The 24,618-nt window shown below is 55.3% G+C and carries 17 protein-coding genes; 7 read left to right on the plus strand and 10 right to left on the minus strand.

Annotated elements, in window-relative coordinates; all coding sequences use genetic code 11:
- Positions 1–181: 181 nt before the first annotated feature.
- The 4 genes from ACEWZM_RS11480 to ACEWZM_RS11495 form a co-directional block, all read right to left on the minus strand.
- On the minus strand, positions 182–1,351 hold the full coding sequence (locus ACEWZM_RS11480; RefSeq protein WP_414006553.1) for an HlyD family type I secretion periplasmic adaptor subunit: 1,170 nt from the start codon (positions 1,349–1,351) through the stop codon (positions 182–184).
- Complete coding sequence (locus ACEWZM_RS11485; RefSeq protein ID WP_414006554.1) at positions 1,348–3,714, minus strand: ATP-binding cassette domain-containing protein; 2,367 nt, start codon at positions 3,712–3,714, stop codon at positions 1,348–1,350. The genes ACEWZM_RS11480 and ACEWZM_RS11485 overlap by 4 nt, the downstream gene beginning before the upstream one ends.
- Positions 3,711–5,015, minus strand: a complete 1,305-nt coding sequence (locus tag ACEWZM_RS11490) for a TolC family protein (RefSeq protein WP_414008016.1) — start codon at positions 5,013–5,015, stop codon at positions 3,711–3,713. The genes ACEWZM_RS11485 and ACEWZM_RS11490 overlap by 4 nt, the downstream gene beginning before the upstream one ends.
- A 101-nt stretch (positions 5,016–5,116) precedes the next feature.
- Positions 5,117–8,812: an Ig-like domain-containing protein gene (locus tag ACEWZM_RS11495; protein WP_414006555.1), complete on the minus strand. Its 3,696-nt coding sequence runs from the start codon at positions 8,810–8,812 to the stop codon at positions 5,117–5,119.
- 713 nt (positions 8,813–9,525) lie between these two features.
- Here ACEWZM_RS11495 and ACEWZM_RS11500 point away from each other — a divergent pair.
- Genes ACEWZM_RS11500 through ACEWZM_RS11510 form a run of 3 tightly spaced genes read left to right on the plus strand, consistent with a single transcriptional unit; the run spans position 9,526 to position 14,314 of the window.
- Complete coding sequence (locus ACEWZM_RS11500; RefSeq protein WP_414006556.1) at positions 9,526–11,460, plus strand: PrkA family serine protein kinase; 1,935 nt, start codon at positions 9,526–9,528, stop codon at positions 11,458–11,460.
- 21 nt (positions 11,461–11,481) lie between these two features.
- Complete coding sequence (locus tag ACEWZM_RS11505) at positions 11,482–12,819, plus strand: YeaH/YhbH family protein (protein ID WP_414006557.1); 1,338 nt, start codon at positions 11,482–11,484, stop codon at positions 12,817–12,819.
- Positions 12,806–14,314 (plus strand): SpoVR family protein, encoded by a 1,509-nt coding sequence (locus tag ACEWZM_RS11510; protein ID WP_414006558.1) that lies wholly within the window; start codon positions 12,806–12,808, stop codon positions 14,312–14,314. Before ACEWZM_RS11505 ends, ACEWZM_RS11510 begins: the two co-directional genes overlap by 14 nt.
- Positions 14,315–14,326: 12 nt before the next feature.
- Here ACEWZM_RS11510 and ACEWZM_RS11515 read toward each other — a convergent pair whose 3' ends face one another.
- Positions 14,327–14,992, minus strand: a complete 666-nt coding sequence (locus ACEWZM_RS11515; protein WP_414006559.1) for a GntR family transcriptional regulator — start codon at positions 14,990–14,992, stop codon at positions 14,327–14,329.
- 167 nt (positions 14,993–15,159) lie between these two features.
- Positions 15,160–16,275, minus strand: a complete 1,116-nt coding sequence (locus tag ACEWZM_RS11520) for an S-(hydroxymethyl)glutathione dehydrogenase/class III alcohol dehydrogenase (RefSeq protein ID WP_414006560.1) — start codon at positions 16,273–16,275, stop codon at positions 15,160–15,162.
- Between the two features lie 318 nt (positions 16,276–16,593).
- On the opposite strand from ACEWZM_RS11520, the gene ACEWZM_RS11525 reads away from it, so the two are divergent.
- On the plus strand, positions 16,594–19,104 hold the full coding sequence (locus ACEWZM_RS11525) for a heavy metal translocating P-type ATPase (RefSeq protein ID WP_414006561.1): 2,511 nt from the start codon (positions 16,594–16,596) through the stop codon (positions 19,102–19,104).
- Positions 19,101–19,499, plus strand: coding sequence for a Cu(I)-responsive transcriptional regulator (gene cueR / locus ACEWZM_RS11530; protein ID WP_414006562.1), 399 nt, complete (start codon positions 19,101–19,103; stop codon positions 19,497–19,499). The genes ACEWZM_RS11525 and cueR overlap by 4 nt, the downstream gene beginning before the upstream one ends.
- Positions 19,500–19,835: 336 nt before the next feature.
- Here cueR and ACEWZM_RS11535 read toward each other — a convergent pair whose 3' ends face one another.
- From ACEWZM_RS11535 to pcaC, 4 genes are read right to left on the minus strand one after another with little or no spacing between them, the layout of a single operon-like run.
- Positions 19,836–20,672, minus strand: a complete 837-nt coding sequence (locus ACEWZM_RS11535) for a 3-oxoadipate:acetyl-CoA acetyltransferase (RefSeq protein WP_414006563.1) — start codon at positions 20,670–20,672, stop codon at positions 19,836–19,838.
- A 9-nt stretch (positions 20,673–20,681) separates the two neighbouring features.
- On the minus strand, positions 20,682–21,344 hold the full coding sequence (gene pcaG / locus ACEWZM_RS11540; protein WP_414006564.1) for a protocatechuate 3,4-dioxygenase subunit alpha: 663 nt from the start codon (positions 21,342–21,344) through the stop codon (positions 20,682–20,684).
- On the minus strand, positions 21,344–22,069 hold the full coding sequence (gene pcaH / locus ACEWZM_RS11545) for a protocatechuate 3,4-dioxygenase subunit beta (protein ID WP_414006565.1): 726 nt from the start codon (positions 22,067–22,069) through the stop codon (positions 21,344–21,346). The genes pcaG and pcaH overlap by 1 nt, the downstream gene beginning before the upstream one ends.
- The gene (pcaC, locus tag ACEWZM_RS11550) at positions 22,056–22,481 is read right to left on the minus strand and encodes a 4-carboxymuconolactone decarboxylase (protein WP_414006566.1); all 426 of its coding nucleotides are present in this window, start codon (positions 22,479–22,481) and stop codon (positions 22,056–22,058) included. Before pcaC ends, pcaH begins: the two co-directional genes overlap by 14 nt.
- Positions 22,482–22,567: 86 nt before the next feature.
- Here pcaC and pcaQ point away from each other — a divergent pair, with 86 nt between their 5' ends.
- Both pcaQ and ACEWZM_RS11560 read left to right on the plus strand, forming a co-directional pair.
- On the plus strand, positions 22,568–23,485 hold the full coding sequence (gene pcaQ / locus ACEWZM_RS11555) for a pca operon transcription factor PcaQ (protein ID WP_414006567.1): 918 nt from the start codon (positions 22,568–22,570) through the stop codon (positions 23,483–23,485).
- A gap of 255 nt (positions 23,486–23,740) precedes the next feature.
- Entirely contained in the window at positions 23,741–24,616 is an 876-nt protein-coding gene (locus tag ACEWZM_RS11560) for a branched-chain amino acid ABC transporter permease (protein ID WP_414006568.1), read from the plus strand.
- Positions 24,617–24,618 lie beyond the last annotated feature (2 nt).

A 24,618-nucleotide genomic window follows, 5' to 3' on the forward strand; every position in this document is an offset into this window, starting at 1 on the left:
ATTCTGTTATCTGCTAAGGACTTCGATGATACCGGTACTTGGTCAGATCCAGATTAACTAGAGCCGTCAGAACAGGTTCACCCTGTGTCTTGAATCCAACCGGATATCTGCTTTCTACATACAAGCAATAGCTGGGGTTGAGCATCTATTGATGGCAGTGCGGCAAGGCTCAGGTACGAACCTAAGGTTCCCGCAACGCTTCGCGAGATTTATACAGCGGTTTCAGCATGTAGTTTAGGATCGTCTTACTGCCGGTCTGCAGCTCTGCTGTGGCACGCATGCCGGGACGGATCTCAATCGCCTGTTGACGCTCCGTAAACTCGGAGCGATCCACCTTAACTGTGACACGATAATAAGGCTCGGCTCGCGGGTTCCGCTCGTCTTCGAACGTATCGGCGGACACGAAATCTACCTTGCCTCGCAGCGACCCGTAAATGGTGTAGTCATAGGCGGATAATTTGATCGTGGCGTCCTGACCAGGCTGTACGCTCGCGATATTCTCGGGTTTCACCCGTGCTTCAACAAACATCTCCTCGCCCAGCGGAATGATCTCGACGATTTCTTCGCCGGGTCTAATCACGCCACCGATGGTGGTAACGGCTAGACTGTTAACAATGCCTGCCATTGGGGAGGTGATGACTGTGCGGTTCAGCTGGTCTTTCGCCAGACGCAGTTCTTGACGATAAGATGTCAGTTCGCGGAGCGTCTTGGAGTAGTCTTCGGCCAGTTCCAATTCCGACTGGGTGCCAATTTCATTGTACTTCGCTTGGGCGTCGCTGACCGCTTTTTGAGCTCGGTTCACCTCAATCAGGGCAACGATTTCTTTTTTGTAGAGTCGCTGCATATTGGCCAGTTCGTCTTTCAACTGGTCAAGGATCTCGCGGGCGCTGTCGCGGCGGCTGGTAAAATCAGTTTGCCGCGCGTTTAGGAGCGCGCGTTCGGAAGTGTAGATGCCGGGGGAGCGTTCGGCAAGCGCCTCTGGTACGTTGAAATCAAACGCACCTTCCAGTTCTGCTTCAAGCCGGTATTGCTTGATTTCAAGCGCGTCGATGCGGTCCTGAAGATCATCAGCTGCCGCGCGAAACTTGGTATCCTGCAAACGCGCCAGAACCTGACCAGCCTTTACAGCATCGCCCTGATGGACATGCAGTTCCGCAAGAATTCCGCCTTCGAGGTTCTGCACGATCTGTGATCTGGAAGATGAGACCACCTCGCCATCGGCGCGGACAATTTCATCAACCCATGCAAAGCTTGCCCAAAGCAAGAACACCACCAGCGCGCCGGCCACCAGATAGATGATACGGCTTGCCCCGCGCGACGTTTCGCGAAGATCATAGCCGGTCGACGTCATTTGCCTTCACCCGCTGCGAGGTGAGCCAGTACCTGATCACGGGGGCCATCAACAACCATGCGGCCGGATTGGAGGATGAGTGTGCGGTTGGTCAGTGACAAGATCGGCATCCGGTGCGTGGCGATTACAGTGGTGCGCCCCTCCAGCCAGGTTTCGAGGCGGCTGACCAACGTACGCTCCAAGGTTTGATCCAGAGCCGCAGTCGGTTCGTCCAGCAGAACAATTGCAGGGTTTTGCAGCCACAGACGGGCCCAACCGATAGATTGACGCTGACCGATCGATAGCCCGCCACCGCCATCAGAGATCTCGAGGTCGAGGCCCTTGTAGTGATTGCGAACATGTGCGCCAAGGCCTGCAAAATCCAGTGCAGTCATCAAACGCTCATCGTCGCGCTCCAGCTGATTGAGGTTGAGGTTTTCACGCAGGGAGCCGGCGAACAGACGCACATCCTGGCTGAGATAGCCGATATGGCGGCGTAGGTCGCGCGGGTCGATCTGGGTCATGTCGGTGCCGTCAATCATCACCCGACCGCGATCCGGTGCATAGAGACCTGACATCAGCTTGAGCAGGGTGGATTTGCCAGATCCATTGACGCCAAGTACCGCAACCCGCTGCCCAGGCGTGACCGCAACACCCGGAACGTCCAGCGTAGGTGCACCATCTTCATCATAGCGGAACATAACTTCACGAAGCTCGAACCGCCCTTGCAGGCTATCGCGGCGTAGGTATGTGCGTTCGTCTTCTTTTTCCTGGGCTGAGTTAGCGATGGCGTCGAGGCCTTCCAAGGCGCCGATGACATTGCTCCAGCGGGCCAAGGTCGCGGCAAACTGTGTCAGCGGTGCCAAGGTACGGCTGGTCAAAATGCCCGTCGCAATGATTGTGCCGACGGTAAATTCACCGGCAAAGACCATCAATGTGCCAACGACCACCGAGCCGATGTACGTTGCTTGCTGCACGCCCTGTGACCAATGCGTCAGAGCACTCGCTAGGCGGCGTTGTTCGGTCGACGCGTGTGCGGAGAGGGTGTTCAGCTCATCCCAGAGACGTAGAACACGGTCTTCACCTCGTTGGCTCTTAAGCGTATCCAGCTCATTCACCACCTCGTGCAGCAGACGGCCTGCCTTGGCATTTGCGCCTTGTGTCTGACGAGTCAGCGCGATCATGCGCTTTTGCATGAAATACGCGGGCAACAGCATCAAGACGCCGCCACAGATGATGATCCAGACAATAGGTCCAGCGATAGAGGCTACGAGCAATAGGAACACTGCGATAAATGGAATATCGGCGAGCGTCGAAATGGTGGTGGAGGTGAAAAACTCCCGGACCGAACCGAAGTCCCTCATGGCTGCAAACAGGCCCGAGGGGGGGAGCGGTTTCTTGTCAGACCGCATCCCGATCAGTCGCCGCATCAGGTTGTTCTGTACCGAAAGCTCGATCTGTCGCCCTGCGGCATCTGTCAGGCGTGCACGCGCCAGTTTCAACAAGGCTTCGAGCATGATGGCCATGAACGCGCCAACCGCCAGTACCCAAAGCGTTGCATGGGATTGGTGCGGCACGACGCGGTCATAGACCTGCAGCGAGAACAGGGCGACGGATACCGCCAGAATATTGGCCACCAGCGAGCCAAGCATGATCTCGCCAACCTGCCGACGGTATTTGGGGAACTCGCCCCAGAACCAATGATCACTTTCCAGCTGCGGCGTGTGCCGCGCGGCGATTTGCTTTAGTGAGTTGCGTGCCCCCAGCGTGGTGCCGGTGAAATAGGGGCCGAACTCTGCCATGGGCACATCGGCGCGATTGTCCATGCAAGTGGTATCATAGACGCTCAGCATGTCGCGGCTTTGAGACAGTACGAGCACACATTGCCCGTTGTTCATCATCGCCAGTGCGGGCCAGCTGTCGGGGTTTAGCTGCACCTGATGGTTGATCTGTGCCTGCATCCCCGTGGTCTGAAGTGCCCGTGCCAATGAGTCTACGGATACATCACCGGGGTCGTTGCGCCACATATGCTCAGCGAGGTCGCTCAGGGAGACGTTTGTACCCTTGAGGGCGGCAAAAGTAGCGATCAACGCCGCACGGTGCTGGATCCGTGCGGTTGCGTCTTCGATCAGCGCGCTGACTTCGCCGACGTTCCCGTTCTCAAGTAGACCCGCCAGATCAACATCAGCCGTAGGTGGGGCTGCAGGGCTGGGCGAAGGCGGTGGAGATGCGGAGGCGGGTGCGAGATGCGGCTCGGCCTGGGTATCAATGGCCCGCAACATTGGCTTTCCGCCGCTTGTACGTGGCGTATCCCCTGTCTCGCGAGGAGCAGGGGGGACAGTCCTTAGGCCCTTGTCATCGGTTGGACGGTTGGAGTTGCTCAAATCCGGTCCCCATCGGCCAATAGTCCCATATCGCTTGCCAGAGCCAACTGGATCAGAACGACTTCGTATTTTGCATCGATATGGGCTTGTTCGCGGCGTACCACTTCTTCGTAGATGGACACCACATCCATGACCGAGCGCTGCCCGGCCTTAAACTGTGCCTGAAACAGGCGATATGTCTCGCGGCTTGTCTGCGCAAGTGATGCCGCCTCAGCTTCCTGCCTACGATAGGATGCAAGGCGCTGTATCTGACGGCTGTGATCGCGGCGGGCGTCTTCCTCGGCTTCGGAAACCTGACGTTTGGCGATTTCTTTCGAGGCTTCAATGGCTTTCAGCGCTGCTGGCGTGCCAAGGCCGAAGGGCTGCGCTAGATCCAGCGTCAGGCCAGCGCCAGAGCCGTCACTGGTGACATTGCCAGCTGCGGAAACCTGCGGCAGTAGACCTGCGCGTTCCATTTTGGCCTGTTCAACACTGCGCGTCGCCTCAGCTTCGGCTTTCAGCACAGTCAGATAGGCGCTCGCCTCTGGTGGGGATGCCAACTGCAGATGGCTTGGCTTGTCAGTAAAGCTCTGTCCCGTGATCGCCTTCAATTCTGCGGAGGCCGTGGCCGTGGCATCATTGGCGGTCGCAACTGCAGAGCGCATACCGTTGATCTTGCTTTGTACAACGTTGAGATCAGAGCGATCCGACAGGCCTCCATCGACGCGGCCACGTACTATACGCTCAAATTCATGCATCCGCGACAGAGCGCGGTTGCCGACTGCAGCTTTCTCCGTACCGCGCAGGCCGGAGATATATAGACCAAGCGCGCTTTCAACCCGATCGTTCATATCAATCGATAGGTTGACGGCAGCCACTTCGACATCAGCTGCTGCAAAGGCGCGTTCGGCTTTACGGCGACCATTGTCGAATAAGACCTGTTCAATCAGGATACCGGCCACCAGATCGCCAAGATCGGTAAGGCTGACGGAGGGGCCAATAGTAGGCAACCAATTCTTTGATTTGGCCTCGGCGCGCAATTTTGCGCTGGTCAGCTCAGCCTCTGAGGCGCGAGCAGAGGCAGAAATAGCTGATTGGGCAACGACATCATAGACGCTGTCATCTGCCAGCAGAGACTGACGTTGCATTAGGTTAGAGATCACAGTTGACGGATTTTTTGCATCCGGCTGCGCAAAACTACTAGCACGGCGACTGACATCCGTTTCGGCGTCCTTGCCGGGTTTGGCAAAGGGCAGGGACTGCATACAAGCCGACATGCAGCACAATAGTGCCACCGCGCCAATGGGTCGTCCCAGTTGCATTTTGCCCCCTCGCATCGCTCGTGTCCTTACCCTTGTTGCCGGGTATTTTGTTCGGGGGCCATCGACATACGCCGGAACAGCCCCCGAATATTCACAGTGGATCAGATGACCACCTGGACGTCCTGATCGACCACCAGCGTCGTGCCATCGTTGCCGATGGTATAGACATTGTAGAGCTCACCATCGACGACCCGCGTCCCTGCGCTGGCAGCATTGCCGCCGGTCAGGGTGATTGTGTCAGCGTCATTGTCGCTGCCATGGATCGTTAAAGTGTCAGAGTTGTTCGAGAGGGCCTTGATATCAGCTTCGTTGAGCGTGAGGTTCACATCGGTCGCAAACTGAAGGTCCAGATGGTCGATGTTGAACTGACCCAAGCCAGCATGATCAAGCGTGCCAGCGTTTGTGGCATTGTCGTCGAACACGACAAGCGTGCTTGAGGTGTTGCCGAGATTATCGTTGCGGGACAGGACCAGATGGGTGCCATCCGGTATAGGCGTGCCGAAGGCGAATTCGGTGCCGTCCTGAGGATCGACAGTTCTGGTCGCAGCCGGAGATCCAACTGTTCCTGCCGGATCCAGCGTGTTGACCGCATAGTTATCGGTCGCGTCCTTGGTTTCCAGTTCAAGAATGCCCTGACCCGTGATCTTGAGCGCGTAGATCGAGGCTGGATCAACCACTGTATCGATGTCGAATTGTTCGGTGATGCTGCGTTCGTTTCCGGCTGCATCAGTTGCCATGATGCTAGCTGTCACAGTGCGGTCACCATCTGGCAACTGCGCATCACTGAGAGTCGCGGTCCAGTTGCCAAGTGCATCCACAGTGGCGGTCTGTTCTTGGCCCTCAATCATCACCTTGACGGTTGAGCCAGGTTCGACGGTTCCGTTGAAGGTCACACCGGCCTGTTGTTCGGCTTTGGTCACAACATCATCGGCGGTCTGGTTCGACTGCACCGTAAGAGGTGTTACTTCGGTATCAAGGTTGACGGTGTCTGACGCGCTTGCGGTGTTGCCTGCATCGTCAACGATGGACGCCGTGATTGGCAGAGATTGGGTGCCAGTTGGGATGTTAGCGGCCGGAAAGGTTGTTGACCAGTTGCCACTACCATCGGCGACAGCCAGGCGAGTGGCAGCCCCAAGGCCCACGGTGACGGTCAGGCCCGCTGTAGCGGTGCCGCTGATTTCGACGCCATCGGCGCGTTCGACAGCGTTGATAACGTCATCGATCTCGATTGGGTCGGGTGATAGCGTCACAGCGCCTGCAACGGTGTCTACCCTTAGGGCAGAGGAGGCCGAAGCGGTGTTACCCGCCGCGTCCGTTGCCGACACTGTGACCGAGGTATTGTATTCGCCTGCCGTCAGCGCACCTGGCTCAAACACGGCACTCCAGTTGCCGTTGGAGGTGACAGTTGCGCTGCGGGTAACACCTGCAACAGTAACGTCCACGGTGGAACCGGGTTCAGCGGAGCCTGTGAGCGTGACACCAGCCTGAGCCTCGGCGGCATTGACGATATTGTCGCCCCCTGCCTGATTGGCGTCGATGCTGACCGAAGTCGAGGTGTCGACACGTAAGGTCCCGGACGTGCTTTCGGAATTGCCTGCACTGTCGGTCGCGGTCACACTGATTGGTGAGTCATAGGGCGTTGCTGACTGCGTGATTTCACCTGCAGCATAAGGCGCGCTCCAGCGACCCTGAGCATCAGCGATGACAGTTCGGGTAACACCCTGGAAGGTAACGGCAACAGAGGCACCGGCCTCTGCGGAGCCGGTTAGAGTTAGGCCGTTTGCAGCTTCGGTCCCGTTCAAAAGGTCATCGCCCCCAGCCTGGCCACTATCAAGGCTTACACTAGTTGTCGTATCTACACGCAGCTGGCTGCTGGTCGAGGCGGTATTTCCATAAAGATCGGTCGCTGTTGCGGTCACTGTCGCATCATAGGTGCCATCGGAAATGTCTGATCCCGCAAATGTCGCGGACCATTGACCTTGCGAATTGGCTGTCACGGTGCGCGTGGCGTTGCCGAGCTGTACCACAACACTGGCACCTGCTTCGGCAGAGCCTGTCAACGCGACGCCATTGTTTGCTTCGGCGGCATTGATCAGGTTGTCCCCTGCCAGCGGGTTGCTGAGGGCCACTGTGGTCTCAGTGTCGACGCGGACTGTCCCTGTTGTCGAAGCTGTATTGCCAAGCGCATCAGTTGCTGTCACCGAAACACTGGCGTCATATTCACCGGTGCGGATCTCGCTGCTTGTGAAATCTGCGCTCCACTTACCCTGATCGTCAGCAGTCACTGTGCGAGTGGTGCCTTCCATTGTCACAGCAACGGTCGCGCCTGCTTCGGCTTGGCCTGTCAGGGTCACACCATTTGCCACTTCGGGAGCGGAAATTACGTTGTCCCCGGCCTGCGTAGCATCCAAAGAGGCCGTGGTTTCAGTATCAACTGGGATCGTGGTCGAGGTGGAGTTGATGTTGCCACTGGTGTCAGTCGCCACGGCGGTGACCGTCGCATCATACGTTCCAGTCGCGATTTCTGAGCTGATGTAGCTCGCAGACCAGTTGCCCTGCGCATCGGCGGTCACGGTGCGGCTGGTGCCCTGGAATGTCACGACAACACTCGACCCTGCTTCGGCAGTACCGGTCAGTGTGATGCCCGCTGCCTGCTCAGCGCCACTGATCATATGATCAGCGCCGACCTGCGTATTGATTGTCACGCGGGTCTCTGTATCGACATCCACTGTGTGGGTCGTGGTGCTGGTGTTACCAAAGGAATCGGCGCTGGAGACCTCGATTGTGGAGCTATAAATGCCCGTCTGTACTTCGTTCGAACCATAGTTAACCGACCAAGTGCCATTTTCAGTCACTGTCGTCGTACGGGTTATGCCTTGAAACACGACGCTAATGCTTGCGCCCGCTTCACCAGTACCGTTGATTTCAACACCATCGGCCACTTCGATATAGTTGATATGGTCGTTGCCTTCGACGGTGTTGACGTTGATCGGCGGAGGTGTGGTGTCGATAACTACCGATGGGCCATCAAGGTTAAATTCAGTGCCACTGGGGTCTTTTACATAGACGGTGGTATCGTAAGACCCATCCGGTGGCAGGTTGGTCACTGGGAAGTTAGCGACCCATGTGCCATCGTCCTTGACAGTGACGGTTTCAGTAATTGTCCCAAGCGTAACCTCTACGGTGGAGCCGGGCGCGCCGGTACCGCTGATAACGACGTCATCAGTTGTGGAGCCGGCCACAGGGTAGGTTGCATCTGGGTCGTTGACTGTTGGTGTAACAGCACCGCCGCCTCCGCCACCACCACCACCTGCGCCAACGATCGCTGCTGCGCCGACGACACCGGCAGCAGCACCAGCGGTACCCAGACCGCCGAGCAGTGGGGCCACTAGGGGCGCGACAACCGGTTCAATACGTTCCACGTCAAGGAACACCATATCATCATAGGCGCTCCACTTGCCGCTCAGGTCCAGAGGTTCGTAGCTGGCATATAGCATTCCATCTGTTCGATCCTCCAGGACCACTTCGATGAAATTGCCCTCTTCACTAAGGAACAGGTTTTTGCCACCTGTCGCACCGGTATTAAAGAAGTCATCCAGAACCACCACTTGGCCATCAATCAGTGTGATGTGGAGATCCTGGCCGCGTCTTGCATAGCTTTCGACGTCGGATGGCCCGAGGTTCAGCGAGATATCTTTCGCCTGTGCCGTTGCAATAGTCGCCTGAGGAGTGTCAGCAGATGTACCATGCTGCTTAGTGCCCGCCATGTCGCGGACTATGTATCCAACCGTACTCATTTTTGTATACCGCTCGTGAAAAGACCATAGCGCCGGAAACTTAAGCGCCTAGGTAGCCTGCATTGTTTTGCCCATCAGCCGTCTTCGCGGCCATATTGCCGCCATATTGCTGCCTTCTCAGCGGCCTTGTCTAGGTTTTGATGAGCGGTTTTTTACCGAAAAAATCTGGGTGTGGCTAATTTGTATTCAATTTGCAGCAAACTATATCGGTCTAATTTTGTTAAGATTCCTCCGGTTGACGCAAGGGAACATATTGTGGCGACGCTACAATATGTGATCGCGGCCCATTCTTGATCGTGAGCCTTGTATCTAAGGCTGTTTCGAGAACTTCTCCGTCGGCTAGGAGTGCATTTGATCGACTGCGCTGATCGTTCATGTCACGTGTTTGTCGCCGATGTGTGAACAAGCGTTCTATTAAAACGTACTGGCAATTAACCAAAAAGACACCAGTTTCAGATAGGATGAAGAGCATAATTGGTGTAGAGTTGATCCTAAGTACACGACGCCGAAATCCAGGCCAAAGCCGGAACGTCACCACGCAGAGTGACCCGCTTGTCTTGTATCGCCAGGTTCGGCGCCGAGCAGAATTCAGACTAATATTTGACGCGGACATTACTTGGCCCTCGCGCTGGGCGCCGTCTGTCCGTGTGCGATCTTGAACCCCAGGAGGACCGGCGCGCAGTAGCAAGCAGTAACAAGGAGGCTAGAGCCAGATGAAAGACATTGCCGAAATTTTTGCCGAACAATATGGTGAAACGCGCGAGCAGGAGATGTCGTTGCAGGACTATCTGAATGCCTGCCGCGATGATCCCAGCATGTATGCCAATGTTGCCGAACGAATGCTTAAGGCGATTGGTGACGAAGAGCTGGTCGATACCTCCAAAGATGCACGACTGGGTCCGATCTTTCAAAACCGCACGATCAAGCGATACGCGGCCTTCAAGGATTTCTACGGTATGGAGGACACGATCGAACGGATCGTGGGGTACTTCCGACATGCTGCTCAGGGATTGGAAGAGCGCAAACAGATTCTCTATCTCCTTGGTCCAGTCGGAGGTGGCAAATCCTCACTTGCGGAACGACTGAAACGACTGGTTGAAGATCAAGCGATCTATATCCTCAAGGCGGGCGACCAGTTGTCGCCAATCTTTGAGAGTCCGCTCGGTCTTTTTGATCCGGTGCGTATGGGGAAACTACTGAGCGAGGAATATGGCATTGCACAGCATCGCCTGCCTGGCTTGATGTCGCCTTGGGCTGTGCAGCGGCTGGATGAGTTCGGTGGCGATATCAATAAATTCTCGGTTGTGCGGCTCTATCCGTCACGCTTGCGTCGAATCTGTGTTGCCAAGGTCGAACCGGGAGATGAGAACAATCAGGATATCTCCACCCTCGTGGGTAAGGTTGACATACGTCAGCTGGAACATTTCAGCCAAGATAACCCTGATGCCTATAGCTTCTCCGGTGGTCTAAACCGGGCAACGCAGGGCGTGTTGGAATTTGTGGAGATGTTTAAGGCACCGATCAAGATGCTGCACCCCCTGCTGACCGCCACGCAGGAAGGCAACTATATGGGGACAGAAAGCTTTGGCGCGATACCCTTTACCGGATTAATTCTGGCTCATTCGAACGAAAGTGAGTGGCAGCAGTTCAAGAACAACAAGAACAATGAGGCGTTTATTGATCGGGTGTCGATCGTAAAGGTGCCTTATTGCTTGCGTGTCGCGGAAGAGGCGAAAATCTACGACAAGCTAATAGAATACAGCGAGCTGGCTGCGGCACCCTGTGCCCCCGAAACACTCAAGATTCTAAGCCGTTTTTCGGTTCTGACCCGCCTGAAACCGCATGAGAACTCCAATCTCTATTCCAAGCTGCGCGTTTATGATGGCGAAAGCCTGAAAGACACTGATCCCAAAGCGAAGACCGTGCAGGAGTATCAGGATCGCGCGGGTGTTGATGAGGGCATGAATGGCATTTCGACCCGATTTGCGTTCAAGGTGCTTTCGACCACGTTCAACTTTGACACCGATGAGGTGGCAGCTGACCCGGTGCATCTGATGTACGTGCTGGAGCAGATGATCAAGCGTGAACAGTTCCCCGCCGAAACTGAGGCAAAATATCTCGCCTTTATCAAGACGGAGCTCGCCCCGCGATACGAGGAATTCATCGGCAACGAAATTCAGAAAGCCTATCTGGAGAGCTATACCGAATACGGACAGAACGTATTTGATCGCTATATCTCATATGCGGATGCATGGATCGAAGAGCAAGATTACAAGGATCCTGACACCGGACAGCTTTATGATCGCGAAGTGTTGGATGCTGAACTCAGCAAGATTGAAAAGCCGGTTGGCATCGCAAACCCCAAGGACTTCCGAAATGAGGTTGTGAAATTCGCGTTGCGCCACCGCGCGAACACGGGGTCGAACCCTGCGTGGAATTCATATGAAAAACTGCGCGACGTGATCGAAAAACATATGTTCAGTCAGGTGGAAGAGCTGCTGCCGGTGATTTCCTTTGGATCTAAGAAAGACAGCAAGACCGAAGGCAAACATCAGGAGTTCGTCGAACGGATGCGCAGCCATGGTTACACAGATCGGCAGGTCCGGCGTCTTGTTGAATGGTACATGCGTGTAAACAAGGCGGGCTAACAGCAAAAGGGCGGGTGCCAGATGCATCATTTTATCGACAGGCGCGCCAATCCCAAGGGCAAGAGTTTGGGGAACCGGCAACGGTTCCTTGAACGCGCCCGCGAGAGTATAAAAGAGCGCGTAGACAGATCGGTTCGGGATAAATCGATCAAGGATGGTGGCGGCATCCCGGCCGAGGGTGAAAAGGTGACGATCCCCTCGCGGGGGCTAAAAGAGCCGCGGTTCCATCACTCATCGAAGGGAGGACAGCGGCGCCACGTGTTGCCGGGCAACAAGGATTTTGTTGTTGGGGATACCATACAGCGGCCGCAGGGCGGCGCAGGTGAAGGTGGCAAGCAGGCATCTGAGGAGGGTGACGGCGCAGATGAGTTCTCATTTACCCTCACCAGGGATGAATATCTGGAAATCTTGTTTGACGGATTGGAGCTGCCTGATCTGGTTGAGAAGGCCACCGTAGAGACTGAAACCATTGGCACACGCCGTGCTGGACTCACCACTGCTGGCACGCCCAATAACCTCAATCTTGTGCGTACGATGCGCAATTCACTGGGGCGCAGAATAGCGTTGCAGAGGCCGTCTGCTGGGTTGATTACGGAATTGCGGGCTGAGATCGAAGCGCTTGAGGCGCTGCCCGAGCGTAGTAAAAAACAGGAAAAAAATCTCGAAGAACTGCTTCACCGGCTGGAGGTTCTTGAACGCAAACGCCGCGTGGTTGGGTATATTGACCCGCTGGACTTGCGGTATGATACACATGTTCCGGAAAAAATCCGCAATTCGCGTGCGGTGGTCTTCTGTCTTATGGATGTCTCAGGCTCTATGCAGGAGCGGGAGAAGGATCTGGCAAAACGGTTCTTCCTATTGCTGCACCTGTTCCTCACACGCAGCTATGAGCACACTGAACTTGTGTTTGTGCGCCATACCCATCACGCGCAGGAGGTCGATGAAGAGACATTCTTCTATGCACGTGAAACGGGCGGCACGATAGTCTCTACCGCGCTGGAAAAGATGAAAGAGATCATTGCAGATCGCTACCCACCCGATGAGTGGAACATCTATGGTGCGCAGGCCTCTGATGGTGAAAATTTTGGCAATGACTCCTCCCGATGTAAGGCACTGCTGCTCGGGGATTTGCTGCCGGTTTGCCAATATTATGCCTATGTAGAAATCGTCGAAGAAAATGCGGAGATGCTGTTGAGCAATCCTGAGGCTGGCGAGGATCTTTGGCAGAACTATCGCCAAGTTAAGGCACAGGCCGCGCATTTTGAAATGCAACGGGTATCGCAACCATCGCATATCTATCCGATTTTCCGCGAGTTCTTCCTTCCCAAGACAAAAGGAGTTCAGAATGCAGGCGGGTGATACTGTAGCGAAACCGCTGTTTACGGGCCCAGAATGGACCTTTGAACTTTTGGAGGTTGCTCGGGATGCGATTGAAGATATCGCGCTGAATGATCTGGGGCTGGATGTTTACCCGAACCAGATTGAGATTATTTCAGCGGAGCAGATGTTAGATGCCTACTCCTGCGTCGGGCTGCCCCTGATGTATCAACATTGGTCGTTTGGGAAACATTTTGCCCGCGATGAGGCGCTTTATCGTACCGGGCGGCAGGGCCTGGCCTATGAAATTGTGATCAACTCAAACCCCTGTATCAGCTACAATATGGAAGAAAATACCATGTCTATGCAGACGCTTGTCATGGCGCATGCTGCATTTGGGCATAATCATTTCTTCAAGAACAACTATCTGTTTCAGCAATGGACAGATGCTTCTGGCATTCATGACTATCTGGCTTTTGCTAAGAATTACATTTCCGCCTGCGAGGAGCGGTATGGCTTGAGTGCCGTTGAGGAGATCCTCGATGCCGCTCATGCGCTGCAGGCTCAGGGGGTGTTCCGATATGGACGTCCACCGAAACCGACTGCCGAAGAACTGGCGGCAATGCAAAAGGTTCGGGAAGGACATGAGAGCGGTCAGAGTGTTCTGGATATCTGGACAGATGCTACGCTTGGCCAGGACAAGCTGGAGCAGATCAAGGATGAACCCTATAGTGCTCGTCGCAAGCTAATGAATTTGCCGCAGGAAAACCTGCTGTATTTCCTGGAAAAACATAGCCCGGTTCTGGAACCTTGGCAGTGTGAGATCCTGCGTATCGTGCGGATGCTAGCGCAGTATCTTTATCCGCAAAAACAAACCAAGGTGATGAACGAAGGCTGTGCCACCTTTGTGCATTACTACATCATAAACGAGCTGTTTGAGCAGGGACGTCTGACTGAAGGCGCATATATGGAGATGATGCACAGTCATACGAATGTGGTGCTACAGCCCGAGTATGATGACCCACGCTATTCCGGTCTAAACCCCTATGCGCTAGGCTTTGCCATGATGCAGGATATTCGCCGGATCTGCGAGGACCCGACAGACGAAGACAGGGAGTGGTTTCCCGATTTTGCAGGAGACCCTGACTGGCGTCGGGTGATGCGGGATGCATGGGCAAATTACCGAGATGAGAGCTTCATTCAGCAGTTCTTATCGCCACATCTGATCCGCAAGTTTAAGCTCTTCACTCTTGCTGATGATGCTGAGCAATCGCACCTAGTGGTGAGCCAAATCCACAATCGGACAGGATATCGTTCGGTGAGGCGCGACCTCGCGCATTCTTACGATTTGGCATATTTAGAGCCTGATATTCAGGTCACCGATGCGGATTTAAAAGGCGATCGTGAGTTGAAGCTGACCCATACTGTGCGGGATGGTATTCATCTGTCCGAGGAAAATCGTGATGAGGTGCTGAAGCACCTACGCAGGCTTTGGGGATATGATGTCAGTCTGGAGGCGGTGGACGCAGGTGTGTAGCGGCGCGAGGTCCTAAGGGATCTGCGCGCGCAGCTGATCCTCAAGCGAGGTTTTTGCAGCTAGAATGTGTTCTGCTGTCAATTGGGCGGCCAGGTCGGCATCACGGTTTTCGCAGGCGCTGAGGATCGCGCGGTGATCTCTGTCGCTTCGGGCCATGCCATCGCTCATTATCAACTGCGCGCGCAGGTAGCGATCAATCCGGTCCATAGACGCTTCGACGATTTCAACGTGGTAGGGCAGGCCGCTAACGCTATATAGTGTGCAGTGAAATTTGCGATTCAGCGCTCCCCATTGCATCGGCTCGGTGCAGCTGGAATACGCATCCAGGTACATTCGAGCTTTCTCCGTAACATCCTCTGTCATATGCGCTATGGCTGCTTGGATGATATCCGCTTCCAGTTTGGCACGTAGGTTGAAAATCTCAGATGCATCCTGCATCGACAAGGTCGCCACCACGGCCCCTTTGTAACGTTTTGCCGTTACCAACCCCTGTTGTTCGAGGCGGGCGATAGCTTCTCGGACAGGAAAGCGGGAAGTCTTAAATACTTTGGCGATCTCATCTTGTCGCAAAGGTGTCCCATCTGTGAGTTCGCCAGTAATGATTGCCCTGCGCAAGGTGCGAAAGATGATTGTCGCGGCGGACTCGGTTTTGGAGATATCGCGGACTTGTAGTTTCAAGAGGCATCCTCAGCCAAAGCGGGGTGTGTGTCGGTCGATTATGCCTCTGGTTGAACCCGCCCGCTAGCCCCGTTGGCAGATCTTACCCAACGGGGCGGCTATTGGTGTCGCACAACAAAAAACGCAGGCCGTGTGGCCTGCGTCAAAATCTCGGTCTAGATGGCTGATTAGAATTCGACGACCGCGCGGATCGACTTGCCTTCATGCATCAATTCAAACCCGTGATTGATCTCATCCAAGGATAGTTTATGCGTAATCATCGGATCAATTTCGATCTTACCGTCCATGTACCAATCTACGATTTTTGGCACGTCTGTCCGCCCCGCCGCTCCGCCAAAGGCGGTACCACGCCAGCTGCGGCCAGTGACCAGCTGGAATGGGCGGGTTGAAATTTCGGCACCGGCCGGTGCCACGCCGATGATGATGCTTTCGCCCCAGCCTTTGTGAGCGGCTTCAAGCGCAGTACGCATGACATTCACGTTGCCGGTGGCGTCAAACGTGTAATCGGCACCACCTTTGGTAATCTCTACGAGATGGGCAACCAGGTCTCCGTCGACTTCGGATGGATTTACAAAGTCGGTCATGCCGAATTGCTTTGCCATTTCGATCTTGCCGGGGTTGAGGTCAACGCCAACGATTTGATCAGCACCTGCAAGCCGCAGGCCCTGAATGACATTCAATCCAATGCCACCGAGGCCAAAGACAATCGCGCGTGAGCCGATTTCTACCTTGGCGGTGTTGATAACAGCGCCAATACCAGTGGTGACGCCACAGCCGATGTAGCAGACTTTGTCGAAGGGTGCATCTTTGCGAATTTTCGCGAGTGCGATTTCCGGCACCACAGTGTGATTGGCGAATGTCGAGCAGCCCATGTAGTGGTAGATCGGCGTGCCGTCCAACATGGAAAACCTGGTCGAACCATCAGGAAGGAGACCTGCTCCTTGGGTGGAGCGGATAGCCTGACAGAGGTTGGTCTTGGGGTTCAGGCAGTAATCACATTCGCGACATTCTGGTGTATAAAGCGGGATCACGTGATCTCCAACTTCCAGACTGGTTACGCCTTCTCCAACTTCTACAACAACACCAGCGCCTTCATGGCCCAGGATCGCAGGAAAGATACCTTCGGGATCGTCTCCGGAACGGGTGAACTCATCCGTATGGCACAGGCCGGTTGCTTTTATTTCAACCAAAACCTCGCCCGCCTTAGGACCTTCGAGGTTCACCTCCATAATCTCCAGTGGTTTTCCTGGTGCAACAGCCACAGCGGCACGAGTGCGTATCATGGTGAAATTCCTTTGTTCTGTCAGAGACGGCAGCCGCCAAATTGCGTTGAGCAGTATATTGGCAGACCCACTGGAAGGCGTAAACCGCTCGCCGCTTTGAGATAAACAATTCTTACAGTTGTTAGTCTAGCGCAGCTGGCCTGATCTGCCGCACCAATATGCGACGATGGGGTTGCCGTTCCCGCCACCGGCGGAGGTATGCCAAGTGCTCGGAATTCTATGGATGGGGCAGAACGATGTCGGCCCATAATCTCTTGACCTTCCCCTGACTGGAAGCCCCATATCTATCAAGAGTGTGATGTTAAGAAGGTGTCAGCGATGGAAAAACCTCAAGTCAGAGAACTCCGTTTCGAGGTGACTGGACTTAGCTGTGCAGGCTGCGTTGGCCGGGCAGAGCGGGCGCTTGCAGCGGTTAACGGTGTGCATACTGCATCGGTTAATCTGGCAACCCGCAAGGCTCATGTAATTGGTCTGGCAGATATATCAGTTTCTGAATTTAGAGTGGCGCTTGCAAAAGCAGGCTATCCTGCGGCAGAGACCACAGTGGATCTGCGGATCACTGGGTTGACGTGTGCTAGCTGTGTCGGTCGGGTCGAACGCGCTTTGCAGGCAGTGGACGGTGTGATCTCGGCCGATGTAAACCTCGCGCAGGAGCAGGCTCACGTTACATATGTTTCTGAAACCCTGACGCTGGAGCGTCTGATCCGTGCTAGTGCAACTGCGGGGTACCTGGCGAAACCGGTGGACGGGACCGGAACCGACAGTCGTCAGATTGAAATGCAGGAAGAATTGCAGAGCCTTGGTCGACGGGTCCTTATCGCTGCCGCGTTGACTTTACCGGTTTTTGTGATCGAGATGGGGGGGCATGTGGTTCCTGCATTGCACCACTGGGTTGCGCAAATAGTTGGCACCTCTAACAGCCACATTCTGCAATTCCTGCTGACTACACTGGTGTTGTTCGGGCCCGGTCTTAGGTTCTACCGTCAGGGCATACCTGCGTTACTTCGCGGTGCACCTGATATGAATGCACTGGTGGCTATGGGGACGATGGCGGCTTATGGGTTTTCGGTTGTATCGACCTTTGTGCCGAGTGTCCTGCCCGCGGGTACCGCGAATGTCTACTATGAAGCTGCTGCGGTTATCGTCACGTTGATCCTATTGGGACGCTGGCTTGAGGCCCGCGCCAAAGGCCGAACCGGAGCGGCGATCCGAGCATTGGTTGGTTTGCAGCCCAAGACGGCGCTTGTAGTCGTTGGGCAAGCGGTCGAAGAACGCCCGGTGACTGAGTTGAGTGTTGGCGATCGCTTGCGCGCCCGCCCAGGCGAACGGATTGCGGTTGATGGTGTTGTACTAACCGGTCGTTCCTACGTGGATGAGAGTATGATAACAGGAGAGCCCGTTCCGGTCGGAAAGAGCGACGCAGACATGCTGAGCGCGGGGACGATCAATGGCTCAGCTGTGCTGGACTATCGGGCAACCCATGTTGGGGCCGATACGCTGCTGGCACAGATTGTGAGGATGGTCGAACAGGCGCAGGGTGCCAAACTGCCGGTGCAGGCGTTGGTAAATCGGATCACGCTTTGGTTTGTACCTGCGGTCATGGTGGTTGCGGCGCTGACAGTCTTTGTATGGCTGGTATTTGGGCCGGTACCGGCTTTGCCATATGCTCTGGTTGCTGGGGTGTCTGTATTGATCATCGCGTGTCCGTGCGCCATGGGGTTGGCGACACCGACATCGATCATGGTCGGGATTGGGCGGGCGGCGCAAATGGGGGTGCTGTTTCGCAAGGGCGATGCACTTCAACGGCTACAGGAAACCCGTGTGGTTGCGTTGGACAAGACCGGCACCCTGACAGAAGGGCATCCGGTATTGACGGAACTGCGCTGTACAGACGGGTTTGATCGTGCCGAGCTACTGCGACTGATGGCAGCGGCAGAGGTGCAATCCGAACACCCGATTGGGCGAGCGATCATGGCCGCTGCTGGGGACGATATTCCCGTAGCGACCAATGTCGAGGCAATCCCCGGCTATGGTTTGCGTGCACGTATCGCTGATCAACAGGTTCTGATCGGTGCCACGCGTCTTATGCAGCGTGAAGGGATTTCTTCTCAGCTCTTTGAAAAAGAGGCTGAGAGGCTTGCTGCGCAGGGGGCGACCACTCTATTTGCGGCGGTTGATGGGAAATTGGCAGGGTTGGTAGCAGTGACCGACCCTGTCAAATCCAGCAGCCGTGTTGCAGTTCGCGCGATGAGAGCACAGGGGCTGAAAGTTGCAATGCTAACAGGTGACGGTTCAGCCACGGCACAGGCTGTTGCAGACGACCTGGGGATCGACATCGTTGAGGCAAATTGCCTGCCTGGCGACAAGGTCACTGCTTTGGAGGCCCTGCAGCGAAACCACGGTAGGTTGGCTTTCGTCGGTGACGGGATCAATGATGCCCCGGCGCTGGCAGCTGCCGATGTTGGTATCGCAATCGGAACCGGCACTGACGTGGCGATAGAGACTGCGGATATCGTCCTTGTATCAGGTGATTTGCATGGTGTGGTAAAAGCCATCACCGTTAGCCGGGCGACGCTTCGCAATATTCGGCAGAATCTGGGGTGGGCCTTTGGCTACAATATTCTGTTGGTACCGGTTGCGGCTGGCCTTTTGGTGCCGTTTGGTGGTCCGTTGCTATCGCCGGGACTTGCTGCTGGGGCGATGGCGTTGTCCAGCGTTTTTGTTATTACTAACGCGTTGCGCTTGCGTCGGCTGCGTTCTGACTTAGATCTGTCAGAGGCGGATCTCAAAATTCGGGGCGCGCGGCAATTGGAAGAGGTGCAACCATGAATATCGGTGACGTGGCGAGCCGCTCTGGACTGCCAGCCAAAACCATTCGCTACTATGAGGATATTGGTCTTATCAAGCCGCAGCGTAGCGACAATGGGTATCGCTGTTTTGCAGACACTGATCTTCATAAACTTGCGTTTTTGGGACGGGCGCGGGCGCTCGGTTTCACTATAGAAGACTGCCGTACACTGCTCGCACTATACGAAGATGAGAGTCGTGCAAGCGCTGACGTGAAACAACTGGCGCAAGAGCATCTGGAGAAAATTAGTGCTAAAATCGCAGATCTGAAGGCTATGCGTGACACCCTGTCCGAGTTGGTGACCTGCTGTGCAGGCGACAACCGGCCGGACTGCCCTATTTTGAGAGACCTGGCACAAGCGCCTGACCAAATATAGATTGCTGATTGACCGCGCTCATCTCCATTGCGGACGTCCACCTTTGGCTGACAGGGCGGTGGCGCTCGGAGTTTCTAATTTTTGTTGGTAACGCGCGGCGCATTCTGCGCCCTATTGCTATTTGGGAGGGTCAGACAAACGGGCAACAGCAGCCGAGGGAGGAGCGGCTCTTGCTGCGAATGCGTCGCGCGCACTATCGAGATAGGGTGCGATATTAGCGTAAACAAGAGGCGAATACAGACTGAGGCTGCTTCTTTCGAGGATGGCGAAAACTGGCCGACGCCGGTATCGAATTTGCGCGGCGCAACTTCGTTAATCTGTTACGGAAGACTCCAGTTAGGGGCTTGCAGGGCGCAGCCCAAGGATCGTTCGCGCCTCCTCGCAGCTGGCTACGGGGCGTTCGTATTTTTGGCACAGATCAACTGCGCTCCGCACCAGCGAGGCATTGGACGGAGCCAGCGTTTCGCGATCTATCCGTAGATTGTCTTCAAGTCCGGTGCGCGTATGCCCACCTGCTGCGATCGCCCATTCGTTTACCTGGATCTGACCAGCTCCGATCCCTGCCGCACACCACTGTGCTTCTGGGGCGAGCCGCTGCATGGTTCTGACATAGTAGTTGAACACATCGCGATCGACCGGCATTGCGTTTTTTACACCCAGAACAAATTGAACATAAAGCGGAGCCTTGAGACGTCCGTCGCGCGACATCGAAACTGCCTGATGAATATGAGAGAGGTCGAAAGCTTCGATTTCGGGTTTGACGTCATACTTGAGCATTTGCGATGCCAGCCAATCAACGAGCTCTGGAGGGTTTTCGTAAACGCGGGTCGGGAAGTTGTTGGAGCCCACGGATAGCGAGGCCATATCGGGCTGCAGCGACAACATTCCACCGCGTTCTTGCCCGGCTCCAGCCCTGCCCCCGGTGGAGAGCTGAACGATCATCTCAGGACAGTTGCGCCGGATTCCCTCCATTAGTTCGGCAAAGCGATCCGGGTCCGTGGTGGGGGTCTCATCTTCTTGCCGAACATGGCAATGGGCAATGCTGGCACCGGCCTCGTAGGCCTCATGAGTGCTGTCGATTTGCTCTGTGATGCTGATTGGCACCGCTGGGTTGTGTTCTTTGCGCGGGACTGAACCCGTAATCGCGACGCAAATGATGCAGGGAGTTGTCATAGCGGAACCTTAAATATCGAAGAACACGGTTTCGTCCGAGCCTTGTAGATGAATATCGAAACGGTAAACCAGTGAGAGGTCTTTATGACCTGCATCACTCGGCTTTTTTCGGCGTGCAAGCAGGGTTGAGCGGCGGTGGGTTTGCTCGATTAGCGCGAGGACCGGGTCGGCGTCGTTTACGTCCTGCTCATCCTCGAAATAGAGGCGGGTGTTCAGGCCTACGTTGATGCCGCGAGCCACAATCCAGAGATTGATATGTGGCGCCATTATCCGGCCGTTGCGTCCGGGCACAGATCCGGGTTTGACCGTTTCGAATTGCCAGCCTCCGGTGTCAAAATCTGAGATTGCGCGCCCCCAACCCCGAAAACCCGGCTCTACCCGCTTTTGGCCATCGCTTGGCGCACGGTCCGGTGTCTCCGGGTGCGCATAGATGCCGTCAGCATTGGCTTGCCAAGTCTCGATCAGCACATCCTTTAGAGGAGTTCCGGTGCCGTCAAAGACTTGACCTTCAATCCGGATGCGCTGGCCTTTGGCTTCCGGACCCGCAATGTCCTGACCAAGTTCGGTTTCATAGATCGCAAACCCGGCGGCGCCAGGGGCCAGGCCGATGTGCACATATGGCCCTGCGGTTTGAGAGGGCGTTTCTTTCAGATGTGTTAGGGGTGGAAGCATCAGTTTCCCTCCATCCGGTTTTCGAAAATCGTCGATCGACGTCCGCGAAGCACAATATCGAACCGATAGGCGATCATATCCAGCGGAAGCGTTTCGTCCATGTCAAGCCGGGCAATAAGCTGTTGAACGGCAGCGGGATCAGGAATGGAATTGACGATAGGACAACGAGGAATAAGCGGATCGCCCTCGAAATATAGCTGTGTGATCAGCCTTTGCGCAAAGGCATGTCCAAAGACGGAGACATGGATGTGAGCCGGGCGCCAGTCATTGATGCCATTGCGCCAAGGGTATGCCCCCGGTTTCACTGTGCGAAAGGAATAGCGGCCTTGGTCATCAGTCAAAACGCGGCCGCAGCCACCGAAATTCGGGTCTAATGCGCCGAGATAGCCGTCTTTTTTGTGCCGATACCGGCCTGAAGCGTTGGCTTGCCAGATCTCGACCAGTGTATTGGGTACAGGCCGCTCGTTTTCATCTAGAACTCTGCCATGCAGTAATGTTCGCTCACCGATCGGGCTACCACCGTCGCTTGCATAGTTTATCAGCAGATCATTGTCAGTCGGACCGATATCCGTTGGCGCGAACGTAGGGCCGGTGATCTCACTTGCTGTGTTTTCAAGGCTGAGAAGCGGCAGTCGGGGCGACCGGCTAACGGATGTCTTATAGGCTGGCGCAAAAGCGGGCGGATGCCATTGGCGATCACGGGTGTAATAGTCAGGGGGTGCCACTGCTGTCTCCTGCACTGTATTCTGCATCGAGTTGTTCGTTGGCCATCTCGGCGTAGGTTTCTTTCGCGAGTTTCAGGGCGCGATTGGCACGCGGCACTCCGGCATAGATGGCAACATGCTGGAAAGCCTCCGCTATATCCGTCGACGTCGCGCCTGTGTTGGCGGTCGCACGTATGTGCATCGGGATCTCTTCGAAGTTGCCCAATGCTGCAAGCAGCGCCAACGTCAGCATGGATCGCTCACGTTGGCTGATCTGGTCAGAGGCCCATACGGTTCCCCAAGCACCCTCAGTAATGAGCGATTGGAAAGGTGCATCCAGTGGCGTTATCGCGGCATCTGCGCCGGCGACATGGGCGTCACCAAGCACCTGGCGGCGAACATCTTTGCCGATGTCATACAGTGGGTTGCGCATATGGTCCTCCATTCGCTATGTCTTATTTCATATCGTTATTGATCTGTATAATGCTGTAACTTGGATGTTTTTATGTTGAAAATGATATGCGTCTATCGTCTCAACTAAAACTCCGCCACCTTGAGGTTTTTGTAGAGGTCGCCAGAAAGATGAGCGTGACCCAGGCAGCCGAGCGGTTGGGAATGACCCAACCGGCCGTCACGCGGGCACTGCGCGAATTGGAAGCTATCTGCGAAAAACCCCTGGTGGAGAAACACGGACGTGGCATTCGGTTGTCCGCTTACGGCGAGATGTTTCGCGACTACGCCGGACGTAGCCTTGCGCTTACACGTGACGGCGTTGAGATGTTGCGCGAAATGGATGCGATCGAAGGCTCCAAGGTCGCAATTGGAGCTTTGCCGACAGTTTCAGCCACAGTCGTTCCACAGGCGCTGGCTAGCATATGGGAGCAGGGGGGGCGCAATCGATTTACAGTGAGCACCGGTGACAACCGGTATCTTCTTGATCTTCTACGCCGAGGGGAGTTGGACATTGTCGTCGGACGGTTACCCGCCCCAGATAGCATGGTCGGTATAGATTTCGATCCGCTGTTTCGTGAGCGCGTCATTGTGGTGGTGGCTCCGGACCATCCGCTTACACGCATCGCAGCGGATGATCTGCCGGACGCTTTGTTTGGTGAGTTTCCGGTCTTAATGCCACCGCCAACGTCTATCATTCGATCCGCAGTTGAGCGGATGTTTCTGGAGCAACGTATTCAAATGCCGGTCGCAGCGATTGAGACTGTGTCTTCGACTTTTGGGCGCCAGTTCACATTGGCGCATCAGGGGATTTGGATCATCAGCCACGGTGTTGTACGATCTGATCTCGCCGTCGGAGCTTTGGTCGAACTGCCAGTAGATACTGAGAGCACGCGCGGGCCGGTTGGGCTTTGCTTGCGCAGCGAACACAGGCTGTCGCCTGCGGCTGCGAGATTTTGTGCAGCGTTGAAAGGTCTCTGTACCTGAATCGCCTGATCAGGCGTAGACAGTCAGATAATCAGCCAGAACGAAATTTCCGCCCAAGCGATCTGCCGCGAATGCTAGGTGGATTCAGCGAATCTTGAACCCCGTTTTTCTGGCTTTGACGCAGGGTCGCGCGCATTGACAGGTGAAATTCATCCTCTCTACTCTGGGTTTAATCGCAGCAACAAACGAGCCTGAGGAAGCGCGTATTGCATATCGGCTGCGCAAAACCGCCCTTAAAGGGCAGGGGAGGACAATTTGGACGGAGTGCAGCTGCTGGTGAGCGGGCTTGCGAACGGCTGTGTCTACGGCCTTATCGCGCTTGGTTTCGTGCTGATATATAAAGCCACTGAGGCGGTTAATTTCGCTCAAGGCGACTTTATGATGCTCGGTGCATTCGTGACGTTGGGGCTTACCAACGCCGAATACCTGCATCTTCCGTTCTGGCTGGCCGCGCCCCTGTCTATCGCGATCATGGCTGGGCTTGGCTATCTGCTTGACCTTATAATTCTACGCCACCTCTTTGGTCAGAACCAGACTGCGGTTGTAATCCTGACCATCGCATTGGGGTTCGTTATTCGGTTTGTTGCTGGCGCGATCTGGGGACATGAACCCCAGACGTTGAAGAGCCCGCTGGCCCTGGGTGATGTGCAGCTGGCCGGCGTGGTTTTGGGTCTCGCCGACATAGCCATTATTGTGGTCACGGTGTTGCTGACCTGGTCACTTTATCAGTTCTTTCAACGCACCAAACTTGGGCTTGCTATGCAGGCCGCGAGCCAGAACCAGATGGCGGCTTACTTTATGGGTATTCCGGTCAAACGAGTTCAGGGGTTTATTTGGGGTCTTTCGGGTGCAACTGCGGCGGTTGCCGGCATACTTTTTGCCTCGAAGGGCGCAATAGACCCTAATGCAGGCCTGTTGGGCATCAAGGCATTTGCGGCGGCAGTCATCGGCGGCTTCGGCTCGCTTCCGGGGGCATTGGCTGGTGGATTGATCGTTGGCATCATTGAACCGTTTGCTGCCCGGTATCTGGCCGCAGGCTATTCGCAGATCGCACCATACGCGCTGCTGCTTGTGGTGCTGGTCTTCCGTCCACATGGTCTGTTCAGTCAAGTCCGAACTAAGAAGGTATAGGC

Source organism: Phaeobacter cretensis, assembly GCF_047372505.1.
GTDB classification, from domain to species: Bacteria; Pseudomonadota; Alphaproteobacteria; order Rhodobacterales; family Rhodobacteraceae; genus Phaeobacter; species Phaeobacter cretensis.